The organism is Polaromonas sp., assembly GCF_013817205.1.
Taxonomy (GTDB): domain Bacteria; phylum Pseudomonadota; class Gammaproteobacteria; order Burkholderiales; family Burkholderiaceae_C; genus Polaromonas.
This window is the reverse complement of record NZ_JACDDD010000001.1, coordinates 23,419-38,733: the sequence shown is the minus strand read 5'-3', so window position 1 is coordinate 38,733 and position 15,315 is coordinate 23,419. Positions and strand designations below refer to the sequence as shown.

The 15,315-nt window shown below is 61.8% G+C and carries 13 protein-coding genes; 2 read left to right on the top strand and 11 right to left on the bottom strand.

Annotated features, from left to right (window positions below; translation table 11 throughout):
• Window positions 1–180: 180 nt before the first annotated feature.
• From H0W47_RS00185 to H0W47_RS00170, 4 genes are all read right to left on the bottom strand, one after another.
• On the bottom strand, window positions 181–1,797 hold the full coding sequence (locus H0W47_RS00185; protein ID WP_296919246.1) for a response regulator: 1,617 nt from the start codon (window positions 1,795–1,797) through the stop codon (window positions 181–183).
• A 23-nt stretch (window positions 1,798–1,820) separates the two neighbouring features.
• Window positions 1,821–2,204: a response regulator gene (locus H0W47_RS00180; RefSeq protein WP_296919245.1), complete on the bottom strand. Its 384-nt coding sequence runs from the start codon at window positions 2,202–2,204 to the stop codon at window positions 1,821–1,823.
• Window positions 2,204–5,143 carry a PAS domain-containing hybrid sensor histidine kinase/response regulator gene (locus H0W47_RS00175; RefSeq protein ID WP_296919243.1) on the bottom strand — a complete coding sequence of 980 codons (2,940 nt, stop codon included), beginning with the start codon at window positions 5,141–5,143 and terminating at the stop codon, window positions 2,204–2,206. Before H0W47_RS00175 ends, H0W47_RS00180 begins: the two co-directional genes overlap by 1 nt.
• Before the next feature lie 255 nt (window positions 5,144–5,398).
• Complete coding sequence (locus H0W47_RS00170) at window positions 5,399–6,304, bottom strand: tripartite tricarboxylate transporter substrate binding protein (RefSeq protein WP_296919381.1); 906 nt, start codon at window positions 6,302–6,304, stop codon at window positions 5,399–5,401.
• Window positions 6,305–6,495: 191 nt separating this feature from the next.
• Here H0W47_RS00170 and H0W47_RS00165 point away from each other — a divergent pair, with 191 nt between their 5' ends.
• Window positions 6,496–8,190 carry a long-chain fatty acid--CoA ligase gene (locus H0W47_RS00165; protein ID WP_296919242.1) on the top strand — a complete coding sequence of 565 codons (1,695 nt, stop codon included), beginning with the start codon at window positions 6,496–6,498 and terminating at the stop codon, window positions 8,188–8,190.
• 402 nt (window positions 8,191–8,592) lie between these two features.
• On the opposite strand, the gene H0W47_RS00160 is transcribed toward H0W47_RS00165, so the two are convergent.
• From H0W47_RS00160 to H0W47_RS00135, 6 genes are all read right to left on the bottom strand, one after another.
• Window positions 8,593–9,030, bottom strand: a complete 438-nt coding sequence (locus H0W47_RS00160) for a universal stress protein (protein ID WP_296919240.1) — start codon at window positions 9,028–9,030, stop codon at window positions 8,593–8,595.
• A 16-nt stretch (window positions 9,031–9,046) separates the two neighbouring features.
• Entirely contained in the window at window positions 9,047–9,328 is a 282-nt protein-coding gene (locus H0W47_RS00155) for a DUF427 domain-containing protein (RefSeq protein ID WP_296919238.1), read from the bottom strand.
• Between the two features lie 170 nt (window positions 9,329–9,498).
• Window positions 9,499–10,245, bottom strand: a complete 747-nt coding sequence (locus tag H0W47_RS00150; RefSeq protein ID WP_296919237.1) for a glycine zipper 2TM domain-containing protein — start codon at window positions 10,243–10,245, stop codon at window positions 9,499–9,501.
• Between the two features lie 185 nt (window positions 10,246–10,430).
• A complete protein-coding gene (locus H0W47_RS00145) occupies window positions 10,431–11,612 on the bottom strand; it encodes a serine hydrolase (protein ID WP_296919235.1) in 1,182 nt (393 codons plus the stop codon).
• Window positions 11,609–12,643 carry a methionine synthase gene (locus H0W47_RS00140; RefSeq protein ID WP_296919380.1) on the bottom strand — a complete coding sequence of 345 codons (1,035 nt, stop codon included), beginning with the start codon at window positions 12,641–12,643 and terminating at the stop codon, window positions 11,609–11,611. Before H0W47_RS00140 ends, H0W47_RS00145 begins: the two co-directional genes overlap by 4 nt.
• 45 nt (window positions 12,644–12,688) lie before the next feature.
• Window positions 12,689–13,693, bottom strand: a complete 1,005-nt coding sequence (locus H0W47_RS00135) for an LLM class flavin-dependent oxidoreductase (RefSeq protein ID WP_296919379.1) — start codon at window positions 13,691–13,693, stop codon at window positions 12,689–12,691.
• An 84-nt stretch (window positions 13,694–13,777) separates the two neighbouring features.
• Here H0W47_RS00135 and H0W47_RS00130 point away from each other — a divergent pair, with 84 nt between their 5' ends.
• Window positions 13,778–14,335 (top strand): YaeQ family protein, encoded by a 558-nt coding sequence (locus tag H0W47_RS00130; RefSeq protein ID WP_296919234.1) that lies wholly within the window; start codon window positions 13,778–13,780, stop codon window positions 14,333–14,335.
• Here H0W47_RS00130 and H0W47_RS00125 read toward each other — a convergent pair.
• Window positions 14,319–15,245, bottom strand: coding sequence for an ion transporter (locus tag H0W47_RS00125; protein ID WP_296919232.1), 927 nt, complete (start codon window positions 15,243–15,245; stop codon window positions 14,319–14,321). The genes H0W47_RS00130 and H0W47_RS00125 overlap by 17 nt on opposite strands.
• Between the last annotated feature and the right edge of the window lie 70 nt (window positions 15,246–15,315).

Here is a 15,315-nt window from a genome sequence, read left to right as displayed (position 1 = left end):
GGGTCTGTCCATTGCGGAAATAAAGAGTAAAATCATGCCTCAGCCCGCGACCCTCTTGCGTATGATGCTATCAAAAGCAGAGCGTATCGCGGTTTGCTGTGGGCGCTGCGGGCAGGCTGCTTTCACGATTGTGCCCGGATGACGCAAAGCATGTGTGCGCCCGTGGCAGCGCATCGCGCTTCAGTCCTGTTGCTGGCCCAGCGTGAAGTGAAAGCTGGTGCCTTGGCCCGTAGCCGACTCGGCCCAGATGCGCCCACCGTGGTGCGCAATGATGCGATGCACGGTGGCGAGACCAATACCGGTGCCGGCAAACTCGGCGTTGGTATGCAAGCGCTGGAAGGCGCCAAACAGCTTGTCAGAATAAGCCATGTCAAAACCTGCACCGTTGTCATGGACTGTGTAGATCGCTTCCCCGGCGCTGCCCTGGCTGCAGCTGAAGTTGATGCGGGCCTGCGCGGTCTGGTTGGTAAACTTCCAGGCATTGCCAAGCAGGTTGTCCAACACCTGCTGCAGCAGGCGCGTGTCCCCCTCGGCCCGCATCCCGGGCGCAACCGTGATGGCTACTGATCGCTGCGGTTCGCGCTCACAGTAGTCGTCAAGCACGGTGCTAGCCATGGTGCTCAAATCCACCGTTTCCCAGTTCAGTTTGGTGCGAGAAAGCTGGGCCAGAGAGAGCAGGGCGTCGATCAGCTCGCCCATCTGCACCACGCCAGCGCGAATGCGCGACAGATAGTGTTTGCCGCGTTCGCTGGCACTGGTGCCGAGATCCTTGACCAGCAGACTGCTGTAGCCGTCGATAGCGCCGAGCGGTGTGCGCAGGTCATGCGATGCGGAGTACGAAAAAGCCTCCAGTTCCTCGTTGGCAACCTGCAATTGCTCGGTGCGCCGCCGCACCCGCTCCTCCAGGCTATTGTTGAGCGCCTGCAGGTCTTCCTGCGCCTGCTTGCGCGCGCTGACGTCCAAATGCATGACGATCACCCCACCCTTACGGTCCTTCGACAGGGGCGTGACCATGAGCATGGACCAGCGGCGCTCTGACCGGGAGTGGCAGGCATATTCGAGCGAGAAGCTGGGCAGGTCGCCCCTGAGCACGGCACGTATGCCCTGAGCGGCTTGCCGTGCGTCGCTGGCGCTACCGCCCTGGGCCTCGTCACAGGCGAGCAGATAGTCGAGCCCCAGGCCGTACTCGGGGCTGAGCAGCACATGAGCGTCGGCGAAATTCCGCCAGGCGTCGTTCACCGAGATGATTTGGCCCTGGCGGTCCAGCAAGGCGATATGCGCCGGCAGCGCATTGAGAATGGCCCCCTGCCGGGCAGCCTCGCTCAGTTGCAACTCGGTCGATTGCCGCAATTCAGCGGTACGCGCCATCACCTGGTCTTCCAGCAGCAGGTTGTGGTTACGCAGGAAGTCGCTGTAGTCTTTCAGGCGCAGCAGGTTGCGCACCCGCAGCCATAGCTCGGCCCTGTCTACGGGTTTGCTTAAAAATTCTTCGGCCCCGGCTTTCAGGCCGGTGATCCGCGCGTCACGGTCGTTGAGCGCCGTCAACATGATGATGGGAATGTTGGTCGACGCCGGGTCGGCCTTGAGCAGGGTGGCGATCTGATAGCCGTCGAGCTCCGGCATCATGACATCCAGCAGGATCAGGTCGGGTGCGGATTCGGCGACCTGTTTCAAAGCCTGCGCACCGCCGGCGGCTGTGATGGTACGGTAACCTTCGGGGTGCAGCAGGGCTTCGAGCAGCTTGCAGTTTTGCGGCTCATCGTCAACGATGAGAATGGTTGCAGGCACTTGGCTCATGGTTGTATCCCGTTTTTGTTCGTTCAAACTGCTCCCGGCGTTCTCGCATCGAGCAGGGTATCGATGGCTGCATACAATGCCTGATATCGCAGCGGTTTGGCAATATAGGCGTCGCAGCCGGCAACCTGGCTTTTTTCCTGGTCTGATTTCATGGCCATGGCGGTCAACGCAATCACGGGGATGGCCGCAGTGATCGGGTCCTGTTTGAGAAGGGAGGTTGCTGCCAGCCCGTCCATACCCGGTAGCTGGATGTCCATCAGGATCAGCTCAGGCCGGTCGGTGCGCGCAGTGGTCAGGCCGGTTTCGGCGTCCACGGCGCACAGCACCTCGTGGCCGGCGTTGCGCAGCAGCAGGCAGGCCAGTTTCATGTTGGCCGGGTTGTCCTCGATGACCAGTATTTTTGCCATCACTTTCCCTTTTGCAGTTGCGGCAGCGCCCGCCTGACTTCGTCGAGAAAGTGCGCCTGGTTCAAGCCGGCTTTCTCAACAATGTGAACGACATTGCCGTGGTCTTTGTTCAAGGTTTTGCGATCCCCGTCCGTGATCTGTTTAGCCGTGACCACCAGGATCGGGATGCGAGCGGTTTCGCTGTTGCGATGCAGCGCCTCGACCACATCGAAGCCGCTGACCTCGGGCATCATCAGGTCGAGAAAAATCAGGTCCGGCCTCAGCCTCTGGGCCAGAGTGATGGCCTCGGCCCCGCCGTAGGCGCGCACGACGGCATACGACGGGCTGGGCAGGAAAGCCGCAATCACTTCCACGGCCTTGGGATCGTCATCTACCACCAGCACGGTCCAGGTCTGCTCAGCCACCGGGTGCAGGCCCAGACTGGCCAGAGACATCTTGAGCTGCGCACGGCTGATGGGTTTTTGCAGCACCGCCGCCGCCCCGCGCGTCAGGCCTAGCTTGCCGGCCATGCCCGAAATGATAACCACCGGCACGTGGGCCAGCTTGCCGCTGTCGCGCACGCGGGCCAGAAACTCCCAGCCGTTGATGCCCGGCAACTCGATGTCCAGGGTGATCAGGCTCAGCGTGTACTGCGGTGCCAGCAGCAGGGCTTCTTCAGCACTCGCGGCGCGCACCACGGTGAATCCTTCAGCTTCGAGCAGCAGCCGCACCAGGTCGGCCGCCTGGTCGTTGTCCTCGATCACCAGTGCCGTGCGCTGGGTGTCGGAGGCGGGCGCCGCCAGGTTGGGCAGTACCGGGTCGGTATCTGCCGGCACGTCAGTGCGCAGCGGCAACCAGACAGCAAAACGCGCGCCTTCACCTTCAGCGCTGGCCACCGCAACAGTACCGCCATGCAGCTCGGCCAGCTGTTTGACCATGGCCAGTCCCAGGCCTGTGCCTTCGAACTTGCGGGCCAGACTGCTGTCGATCTGGCTGAAGGGCTGGAACAGCTTTCCCATGTTGGGCCGGGAGATACCGATGCCGCTGTCACTAACGGCGATTTCCACGAACTCCGCGAACTCGCTGTCTGCCAGCGGGAAGCTGTGTACCGGCCAGGCGCCGGACAACAGCCCCGCGCTATGGCGCGGAACGCGCCGCGCACTGAGCGTCACACGTGCGCCGCGGGGGCTGAACTTGACCGCATTGGCCAGCAGGTTGTAAACGATCTGCTTGGTCTTGCGCATGTCCAGCAGCGGCTGGCCCAGGCCGTCGGTGGTTTCCAGTTCCAGGGTGATGCGCTGACTCAGCGCTTTTTCCTTCACGATGGACAGGCTGCCCGCCAGCAGGCGGTGCATATCCAACGCCTCCAGGTCCAGTGACATCATGCCGGCCTCAACCTTGGACAAATCCAGGATATCGTTGATCAATGACAACAGGTGCTGGCCGCTGGTGAAGATGTCTCCAATGTATTCCTGTTGCGTGGCGCTCATCTCGCCCATGAGACCGTCCTTGAGTGCTTCAGAAAAACCAATGATGGCGTTCAGCGGCGTGCGCAGCTCATGCGACATGATGGCCAGAAACTCGGACTTCATGCTGCTGGCGTGTTCAAGTTCGAGGTTTTTCTCCTGCAGGGCGCGCTCAAAACGTTTGCGCTCGGTCACGTCACGCGCGGCGGCAAACACGCCTTGCAGTTTGCGGTCGCGGTCCTGGAAGGTGGCGGCGTTGTAAGAGACCACGGTTTCCTCACCATTCTGGGCGCGCACCGTGAGCTCGTAGTTGCTGACCTTGTTTTCGGTGAGCACGCGCTTGATAGCCGCTTCGGCCCGCGCCGGATCAGTAAAGAAGTTCTTGCAATGTGCACCGATCAACTCGTCGCGCGTCCTGCCGGTCAGCGTCATCATCTGCTGGTTGACGTCGGAGATGAATCCCTGTGGATCGGTCATCATCAGCGCATCGATGTTGGATTCGAGCAGCGAACGGGTGTAGAACTGTTGATCGCGCAGGCGCTGGTCCAGCAGTTCTTGGGCTGCCTCGACTTCCTTGCGGGCGGTGTTGTCGGTGCCGATCAGCAGGTAGCCGATGATGCCCTCCTGCGCATCTCGCAGCGCTGTCACAGACACGATGGCCGGAAAGCGGCTGCCGTCTTTGCGGATGTAGGTCAGCTCGTAAATGTCTTCAATACCGCGTGAGGCCTTGAAGACCAGCGCCTCAAAGCCCGGTGTGATCGGTGTGCCGAGCTCCAGACTCAGGTTTTGAGCACGTGCAATGACTTCCTGCGGGTCGGAAATGTCGGCGGGGGTGATCTTGTTCAGCACATCGGTGGCTGCGTAACCGAGCATGCGCTCGGCGCCCACGTTGAAAATCTGGATCACGCCCTTTTCATCGGTGGCGATGCTGGAGAAGTTGGCGCTGTTGAAAATCGCGTTTTGCAGCGCGCCCGCCTCGCGCAGGGCTACTTCTGCCTGTTTGCGGGCCGTATTGTCGGTGCCGATCAGCAGGTAGCCGATGATGGTCTGCTGGTCATCGCGCAAGGCGGTGACCGAGACAATGGCCGGAAAGCGGCTGCCGTCCTTGCGGATGTAGGTCAGCTCGTAAATGTCTTCAATGCCGCGTGAGGCCTTGAACACCAGCGCCTCGAAACCCGGCGTGATCGGCGTGCCGAGTTCCAGACTCAGGGCTTCTGCCCGAGCTACAAGTTCGCGCGGGTCGGAGATGTCGGCTGGCGTGACCTGGTTGACGACATCCAACGCGACATATCCGAGCATGCGCTCGGCGCCGACGTTGAAGATCTGGATTACGCCTTTTTCATCGGTCGCAATGCTGGAGAAATTGGCGCTGTTGAAGATGGCGTCCTGCAGGGCGCCGGTCTTGAGCAGGATTTCCTGACGCCGGAACTCGGCGACACCTTCCGACGCTGCGTGTTTTTCGTTGACACTGTCTGAAATCGAGTTGTCCGCCATCACAAGCCTCCACGCAAATGGTCACCTACCGATTGACACGCTGACAAGCGCGGCAGTTCAGCGGACTCACCGCTTACCCGGCCAGCCGGAATGCGGTCGGACCGATGGCAAAGAGGAGTTGTATGTAATAAATAGTAGCAGAGGCCGGCTTGTGTGACTACGTGTTTTCTCGGATCGAGAGACACCGTAACTATTGAGTGCTCGGGGTCAAAAGCAGAGGTGATCTCGTCGCATACGCGCATCGGGGCCGGTGCGTCAGTCCAGCTTGGCCCCGGATGCCTTGACCGCTTGCGCCCAGCGCGGCATTTCTGCAGCGAGGAAACTTGCAAACTCCTCGCTGCCCAGAAAGGCCGGATCTGCGCCCTGGGTCACCATGCGGCTGCGGATGTCGGGGCTGGTCATGACCTGTCTGAAGGCATCGCTGAGTTTTGCGGTCACGTCTTTTGGCAAGCCGGCGGGTGCCAGAAAACCATAGAACCCGACGACCTCGAAGCCCTTGAAGCCCGACTCGATGACGGTCGGAATGTCGGGCAGTGCAGGGTTGCGCTCCTTGCTGGTCACCGCCAGCGCGCGCACCTTGCCCTGCTTGTGATAGTTCGCCGCCTGCGGGATCGACTCGCCCATGAACTGCACCTGCCCACCCATCAGGTCGGCGAAGGCCGGTGCGCTGCCCCGGTAGGGAATGTGCACCATGAACAGCCCGGCAGCGTTCTTGAACATTTCGGGCACCAGATGGCTGATGCCGCCATTGCCAGCCGAGCCGTAGTTGATCTGACCGGGCCGCGCCTTGGCATAGTCCACAAACTCCTTGAGGCTGGTCACCGGCACCTTGGGGTTGACCAGCAGGGCCAGAGGCTGCATGGCGGTGCGCGCAATCGGCGTGAAGTCTTTCAGCGTGCTGTAGGGCAGCTTGGTGTACAGCGCCGGGTTGATGACCATCACACCGGTGTTGGCCAACATCAGCGTGTAGCCGTCTGGCGCGGCCTTCATGACATCCTGCGCGCCCACCGTGCCGCCGGCGCCCGACTTGTAGTCGATGACAATGGGCTGGCCAAGCACCGCCTGCAGGCGCTCAGTCAGAAGGCGGGCGTGCTGGTCCAGCGGACCGCCTGCCGGAAAACCAATCACCAGGCGTATCGGTTTTTCGGGGAAGGCGGCCATCGCCGCAGAGCTGGTGGCGACCAGAAGCGCTGCGAGAAGGTGTCGGGCATGGAAGCGGGGAGCGAACATACAGGTCTCCGTGGTGTTGAAAAATGCTCTCATCATAATCAGCGTCGCGAATGTGACGGCTCTATCGTCTTTCCCGATGCCCTGCTGCCCCGGGCACGTTAGGCTTGCATCAAGGAGACCTCATGGACCGCGCCCATTTCAAGTTCTGGCCGAAACGCCTGCCCCACGCCATCACCTCGCCTGCCACTTCGCTGTGGCACAACCTGGCCGTCAGCACTCTGCGTTTCCCCGACAAGGCTGCGCTGGTGTTTTTTGGCCGTGTGTTCACCTATGCGGAAGTGCTGGACAAGGCCGAACGCCTGGCCGCGACCCTGCATGCGTTGGGGGTTAAAAAGGGTGATCGCGTGGTGCTGGATATGCAAAACTGCCCGCAGTGGGTGATCGCCCACTTTGCCATCCTGCGCGCCGATGCAGTTGTGGTCCCGGTCAACCCGATGAACCGGGCCGAGGAACTCAAGCACTACATCACCGACCCGGACGCCAAAGTCGCCATCATCGCGGCCGACTTGGCACCCGAACTGGCCCGTGCCAATGCGGAGTTGGCACCACCCGAGCGGCTGCAGCACATGATTGTTTCGCATTACAGCGACGCCTTCGACCTGCAGGCCGACGGCGCCGAGACCCTGCCCCCGGCGTGGGAGGAATGGCTGACGACGCGTCATGCCCTGCCGGTCCTGGACGGCGGCGCGGTCATGGACTGGGACCACGCCCTGCGCGGCGACCGCACCACGCTGCCTGCCGGCACGGCCATGCCGCAGGATCTGGCGGTGCTGCCCTACACCAGCGGCACCACAGGCTTGCCCAAAGGCTGCATGCACACCCACGCGAGCATCATGCACAACGCGGTCGCGAGCAGTTTGTGGGGCAACAGCACATTTGAAAACGTGGTGCTGTCGGTGGTTCCCATGTTCCACATCACCGGCATGGTGTCTGTCATGCATGCGTCGATTTATGGCGGCGCGACCTTGGTGGTGATGCCTCGCTGGGACCGCGAGCTGGCCGGGCGGCTGATCTCGAAGTGGCGTGTGACGCATTGGACCAATATCCCGACCATGGTCATCGACCTGCTGGCCAGCCCGAACTTCGCGAGCTTCGACCTGAGTGGTCTGGTTTATATCGGCGGTGGCGGCGCGGCCATGCCGCAGGCTGTGGCCCAGCGCCTGTGGGAGCAGTACGGCCTGCGTTTTGCTGAAGGTTACGGCCTGACCGAAACAGCCGCGCCTTCGCACAGCAACCCGCCCGACGCGACCAAGCAGCAGTGCCTGGGCGTGCCTTTTGTTGGCGTGGATGCGCGGGTGATCGACCCCTTGACGCTTGAAGAAATGCCGCAGGGCGAACAGGGCGAGATCATCATGTGCGGGCCGCAGAACTTTTCCGGCTACTGGAAACGCCCCGAAGCCACTGCTGCGGCCTTCATCGACATCGACGGCAAGCGTTTCTTCCGCTCGGGTGATCTCGGGCGGGTTGACGAGGACGGCTACTTTTTCATCACCGACCGGCTCAAACGCATGATCAATGCGTCCGGCTTCAAGGTCTGGCCTGCCGAGGTTGAGGCGCTGATGTTCAAACACCCGGCCATCCAGGAGGCTTGCATCATCTCGACCCGCGACGCCTATCGCGGCGAAACCGTCAAGGCGGTGGTCGTGCTGCGCCCGGCCGCCAAAGGTGCTACCTCCGAGGAAGACATCATCGGCTGGTGCCGCGACAACATGGCGGCCTACAAATATCCACGAGTCGTGCAGTTTGTTGAGGCCCTGCCCAAGAGCGGGTCCGGAAAGGTGATGTGGCGGAGTTTGCAGGAGGCGGAGAAAATCTGAGGCCCTGATTGACCATGCGATCGTCCCGGACCCCGAATAAAGTCCGGGGCTGGCCCGGTCCGGGCCCATTTGCGTGGATTACCACCGTTCGGGCTGAGCTTGTCGAAGCCTTCTCTGTCTCTTTGATCCGTGGCTTGCCAGCAAGCCGGGTGTCGCCCCGGCGGGATGTCCTTTTTTTCTTTGCGACGCAAAAAGAAAGTGAGTTGCCGCCGAGCCCCCCGGCTTGTTGGCGAACTGCAAACCCAACGAGGCGTTGAAGCAGTCAGCAGACACGGTTCCCGGATAAAGTCGGCGACAACATTGAAAAGAAAAGAAATCGCTATGAATTCCATAGCTGCATGTCCCCGTCAGACGAGGGCTGTAGCCCGATTTTGTGCATGAACCGGCCCCGGACCGGCGGTCTCAGTCCCGAACAATCAGAATCGGCAAATGCGCATGCGCCAGCACTTGCGCCGCCACGCTGCCGAGCACGAGTTTTTCAAGACCACGGCGCCCATGCGAGCCCATCACGATGAGGTCCGCGCCGACGGAGTTGGCTGTTTCCAGGATGCCGCGATAAACCGCGTGGCCCTCGATAATGGAGGCGGTCACCGTGATACCGGCCGCTTCAAGCGACTGCGTGGCGTCACCCAGCGCGCCCTTGGCCTCGGCGGTCGCCGCCTCCAGGTACTGCGCCTGGCCGTAGGCGAAGTCGGTACCGCCCCCACCGAACGCATACGGGTCGATCACGTAGATCAAGGTCACGGTGCTGCCGAAAGCCTGGGCCAGACCCCTGGCTTTTTCGACCGCCATCAGTGAGGTGGACGAGCCATCGACTGGCAACAGTATGTGCTTGAACATGATGAGACTCCTTGAGTCAGGCTTCGATCTTCACGCCCTTCCAGAAGGCAATGCGGCCCTTGATTTCTTCGGCCTCGGGCTTGGGGTCGGGGTAGTACCAGGCGGCGTCGGTATTCATCTCGCCGTTGACCAGCAACGAGTAATAACTCGCCTGGCCTTTCCATGCACACATGGTGTGGTGGTTGCTGAAGGTGACGTGATCGCGGTTCAGCGCGCTCTCGGGAAAATAATGGTTGCCTTCGATGGTGACGATATCGTCACTTTGCGCAATCACCGCGCCGTTCCAGATGGCCTTCATAAGCTTCTTTCTTGGGTTGCTGGTCCGCCGGCAGACCGGGACAAGGGGGCAGAGCAACAATCTTCGCACAGTCTTCGCCGCGCGCGCGTCATGGCGGCGGGTAACCCAAACGAAAAATGGCGCGACGGCAAGCCATCACGCCTTTTCATGGTGCCTTGCGGCAGGAAAGATCAGGCCATGCGCAGGTTATTGCCTTCAACAATCACCTTGGATCCGACCGCTACCGAGCTGGACACCTCGACATTTCGGGTCGAGCCATCGTTCATGCGCACGCGCACCTGATAGACAGTGACTTTCTTCATGTTTTGCTCGATCTTGTTGCCGGCAAAGGCGCCGCCTGCCGCGCCCAGCACGGTCATGGCTGTCTTGCCGTTGCCGCCGCCGACCTGGCTGCCCAGCAGACCGCCGATCACTCCGCCGGCGACGGTGCCCAGACCCACGGTGGTATTGCCAACAGCCACGCCGTTGACCTGGCCCTGGCGCTCAATCGGCGTCACGGCTTCAACGGTGCCGCAATCGGCGCAGACTACTGGTTTTGGTGCCGGTGCCGGTGCCGGTGCTTGGGCCACGACAACCGGACGCTGTTCCGCGTAACGCTGTTCGACCGGGCGCTGTTGCACCGCAGGTCGGGCAGGTGCCGCCGTATTGCTGGCAAGCTTGGTGCTTGTGCTGGTACTTGTGCCTGTGCCTGTGCTTGTGCTTGTACTGGTTTTCGATGTCGTTGTCGGCGCGACGGCAATCGCCTCGGTACCGCCTGGCTGTGCGTTAGAGCGGTTAACCACCAGTACGCCGGCCAGGGCCATCACGGTAACACCGAGCACGGCCACAATCGCGACCAGCCCCTTGCTGTGTTGCATGCGCTGCGGAAAACCGAGCTGGCTGCCCGGCGTGGCGGAAATCTGATTGTTTGTATCCATGATGGGTACTCCTTTGTGTGAGCCTCCCTTGTACCAAGACCGTGTCAACGGCAATGTAGGACGGAGTGAAATTCGTAAGTAAAGGTATGCGCAGACCCACCATAAGCGCGCAGTAATGCGCACCGGAGCCCAACTTAACAACCGCTTTTCCTGTGCTTTACACGCCGACTTGGAGGTGGGTGGGGTCAGTCGACAAGCGCAGCATACACAAGACTGCGAAACAGCGGCCGGTAGTGGTCGCGCTGATTCGGCGCCTGGATCATCAGAAGCGCATACAGCTGCTGCGCCGGATCGACAAAAAAGGTGGTGCCCGCGATGCCGCCCCAGTAGTAGAGGCCGACAGAGCCGGGTACCGGTGACACGCCCGTCGCCGTGCGCACTGCAAACCCGAGCCCGAAGCCATGGCCGGGTGGTAAGAGGTCGCCGGTTGACGGCAGGCCATCCAGATGATCGGCCGTCATGAAGTCCACCGTGTGCGGCCCCAGCAGGCGCACGCCTTGCAGTTCGCCGCGATTGAGCATGAACTGCAGGAAACGGGCGTAGTCCCTTGCGGTGGACATCAGGCCGCCACCCCCGCTTTCCATGGCAGTGGCGCGGCGGGCGTCCAGCACCCGCATCGGCACGCCGCCGTCGGGATCGTGCGCAAAGGGCTCGGCAATCCGGTGATGGGCGCTTTCGGCCACGGTAAAGCCGGTGTCAATCATGCCCAGCGGAATCAAAATGATTTCGCGCAAATAGTCACCGAGGGACTGCCCGCTGACGACCTCGACCAGCCGGCCCAGCACGTCGGTGGCGCGGCTGTATTCCCAGACACTGCCGGGCTGGTGCATCAGCGGCAAGGCCGCCAGGACGCGCGAAAACTCCGCATTGCTGCGCTCGCGCGAGCCCATCTGCTGCCCGGCATACTGCCGCTGCACTGCCGTCGTACCGAGAAATTCATAGGTCAGGCCGGCGGTGTGGCGCAGCAGGTCCTGCACGGTGGCGGGGCGCTGCACATCCTCCAGCACGACCTGGCCGTCCCGTTCCACCGCCACCTTCTGGTCGGCAAATTCGGGCAGGTGCTTGAACACTGGATCGCTGAGCAGCAACTTTCCCTGCTCCATCAGCATCATGACGGCCACCGAAACCACCGGTTTGGTCATGGAATAGATGCGGAATATCGCCTCGCGGTTCATGGGCGTGCCGGCTGCCGGATTGAGCTGGCCAAGGCTTTCAAACAGGGCGATGCGGCCGTGCCGGGCGACCAGCGCCACCGCGCCGGGCAAGCGCCCGCAGTCCACGTCGGCCCGCAACACATCCAGCAAACGCTGCAGGCGATCCGGGCACAGGCCCAACTCACTTGATGGGGCAAACGCCAGTTCAGTCATGCCTGCCCCCATGCCGCGTAACGCTCTCGCGCGAGCGCAGCTCCCTGGGCCAGCGCCTGCAGCTTTTTGAGCGCAATCTCGCGGTCCATGGGTGCCAGGCCGCAGTTGGTGCAGGGCAGCAGGCGGTTCTTCGGCACGTACTGCAGGGCCATGCCGATGGTGTCGGCGATCTGCTCGGGTGTTTCGATCTCTTCGCTGGCGACGTCGATCACGCCGACCATCACGTCTTTGCCCTCGAGTAGTGCCATCAGATGCGGCGGCACATGCGAGTGGTAACACTCCAGGCTGACCTGCTGGATGCTGCTTTTGGCCAGTGCCGGCAGTACCTGCTCGTACTGGCGCCACTCCTCACCCAGAGTCAGCTTCCAGTCATCATTGGCCTTGATACCGTAGCCGTAACAGATGTGAACGGCGGTGGTGCAGGTCAGGCCCTGTGCAGCGCGCTCCAGCGCCTTCACGCCCCAGTCGGCCGCGTCTTTCATGTACACGTTGAAGGCCGGCTCGTCAAACTGGATGATGTCCACACCGTCGGCCTGCAAGGCCAGCGCTTCCTGGTTCAGCAGCTCGGCAAAGGCCATGGCCAGTTTGATGCGGTCGCCGTAAAACCGGTCGGCTACGGTGTCCACAATCGTCATCGGGCCTGGCAGAGTGAACTTGATTTTTTTGTCGGTATGCGCGCGCAGCAATTGCGCCTCGGCCGCATGTACACGGCCCTTGATCCTGAGCGGCGCCACCACCTGCGGCACCATGGCGTCATAGCGGTTGTCGCGTATGCCCATCTTGACCTTGTGCTCAAAGTCAATGCCTTCGACTTGCTCGAGAAAGCCATGCACAAAATGCTGGCGCGACTGCTCGCCGTCACCTATCACGTCGAGACCCGCATCCTCCTGCGCCTTGATCCACAGCAGGGTGGCGTCGGCCTTGGCCTGCGCAAGTTCGGCACCTTCGGCCTTCCATTGGGGCCAGAGTTTGCGGGTTTCCGACAGCCAGGCCGGCTTGGGCAGGCTGCCGGCAATGGTGCTGCTGAAGATTGCTCTTGTCATGGGGTTTCCTGTTGTTGATGGAAGTATGAAGGGCTAATCCGTGCGAAATTGCGCTGCCAGCAATTCGTAGGAGCGCCGCCGCACGGCCGGGTCATGGGCCCAAGTGATCACCACCAGTTCCTCAATCTCCAGCGCTGCGGCCAGATGACGCAATTTTTCGGCAACCTGCGCGCCGCTGCCCACCAGCGCGGATCGCCTGATCTGCTCCGCCTGGATCTTTTCAGAAGGACTGTAAGGCAACAGCGCCACCTCGGCCGGCGACTGCAGCGCCCCAAGCACGCCGCGGTTGCGGTCCATCTTCCAGCGCTCGCGGCCCGAGAAATGATGCCAGGCATCTTCTTCGGTATCAGCCGCCAGCGCCCACAAACACAGGGCGGGCTGCGGCTGCGGATGCTGCACGCTGGGGCGATACAGTTCTCGGTACAGCGCGATGGCCTCTTCCGCGCCCTGCCCGTCGGTGATGAACCAGGCAAACGCATACGGCAGGCCGTAGTGCGCCGCCAGTTGCGCGCCATAGTTCGAGCTGCCCAGCATCCACAAGGTCGGTGCGGTCGGCCCCCTGGGCTCGGCCGTCACACCCCGCCCCGGGTGGCCTTCAGGCAATTCGGTGCCGCTCACCCAGGCCTGCAGCTCACGCACCTGCAGCGGGAAGTGGTCAGCGGCGCTACGCGTCTGCGGGTTGAGCAACTGCGCTGTGCGGCCGTCCGAGCCCGGTGCACGGCCGACGCCCAGGTCGATGCGCCCGGGCGCCAGCGCTTCAAGCACGCGAAACTGCTCGGCCACCTTGAGCGCTGAATAGTGCGGCAGCATCACGCCGGCGCTGCCTATGCGTATGCGCTGAGTGGTCGCCGCGATCGCCGCCATCAGCACCTCGGGTGCGCTGCCCACGATGGTCGGGTGACTGTGGTGTTCGCTGACCCAAAAGCGCTGATACCCGAGTGTTTCGCAGTGTTGAGCCAGGGCCAGGGTTTCACGGATGGAGGCATCGGCGCTGCGGCCGGTCACGGCCACCGATTGATCAAGAACAGACAGTCGGATCATGGGATCATGATAGCCAGACTGACTTGCCCTTGCCTGTCTGTTCCAATACAGGCCTCTACCGATAACATCCAGAAAACCAACATGGCACTCAAAGCCACCATCTACAAAGCGCAACTGGCGATTGCCGACATGGACCGCGGCATTTACGGCGACCACAACGTGACGATTGCACGCCATCCATCTGAGGCGGATGAACGCATGATGATCCGGCTGCTGGCCTATGCGATGAATGTCCCCGCCGACGACAAAAAGGGCCACCTTGAGTTCGCAAAAGACTTGTGGGATGTCGACGAGGCCGCGCTCTGGCACAAGGACTACACCGACCACATCCTGCACTGGATCGACGTCGGCCAGCCCGACGACAAGCGTCTGATGCGCGCCGCCGGCCGGTCCGAACGGGTGAGCGTTTACAGCTTTGCTAGCAGCACGCCAGTCTGGTGGAAAAACATCGAAAGTAAACTCACGCGGGCTGACAACCTGATGGTTTGGCAAATTGATGCGGCGCAAAGCCAGGCCCTGGCCAAACTGGCCGAACGTAGCATGCAGCTACAGGTCTCTGTACAGGACGGCACGGTCTGGATGAGTACTCCGGCGAACTCCGTCGAGATCACGCCACGCCGGCTCACGGCGGGCGCTTAGGGCGCTTCTTTGCTGAGGCTTTCTCCGGCGCCGCTTCCTGCTGGTAGACCGGCAAACGCGCGCCGCAATTGAAGCAAAAACTTGCCTCTGCGGCATGACCCTCGGTCAGGCACTCGTGGCAGGTGCGCGTGGTCGGCGCATGCGACCAATGGGAGCGGCGCTGCGACGACATTTCGGCCGTGACAATGCCCGTCGGCACGGCCAGAATGCCCCAGCCCATCAACATCATGAAAGAGGCAATCAAGCGCCCGAGGTCGGTCTTGGGCGTGATGTCGCCAAAACCCACGGTGGTCACCGTGCTGATGGCCCAGTAGACGGATGTCGGGATGCTGGTGAAGCCGTTGGCCTGACCCTCAACCACATACATCACCGTGCCCATGATGAGCACCAGCATCAGCACGGCCGACAAAAAAATCAGTATCTTGCGGCCACTGGCCGCCAGCGCTCGTCCGAGAAACTGGTATTCGGCGACATAAGCAGCCAGCTTCAAAATCCGGAACACGCGCAGCAAGCGAAGCACACGCACGTCGATGAGCGCATGCAGCTCCGGGAAAAACAGCGCCAGGTAAGTGGGCAGCACCGCCACCAGATCGACGATCCCGAAGAAACTCGTCGCGTACTGCAGCGGCCGGCGCACAGAAAGCAGGCGTGCGATGTACTCGGCCGTGAACAGCAGCGTGAACAACCATTCCAGCGTCATGAAAACGCGGCCATGACGCAGTTGAAGCGCCTGCACGCTATCGGCCATCACCACCGCAATGCTCAGCAGGATGATAGCGAGCAGGGACAGGTCAAACCAGCGGCCGGCCCGCGTGTCAGATTCAAAGATAACCGTGTACCAGCGCAGCCGCCAGCCGGTCAGCGGCCTGTCGGCGGACGAGGGAAAAGTAGCGGATTTGGGTGGGGTCATGTGCGCGCGTGATGGCTTGTCATGCAGACCTTAACCTTAACCGAGTTCTGCGTAATGGTGCGTCGGCTGG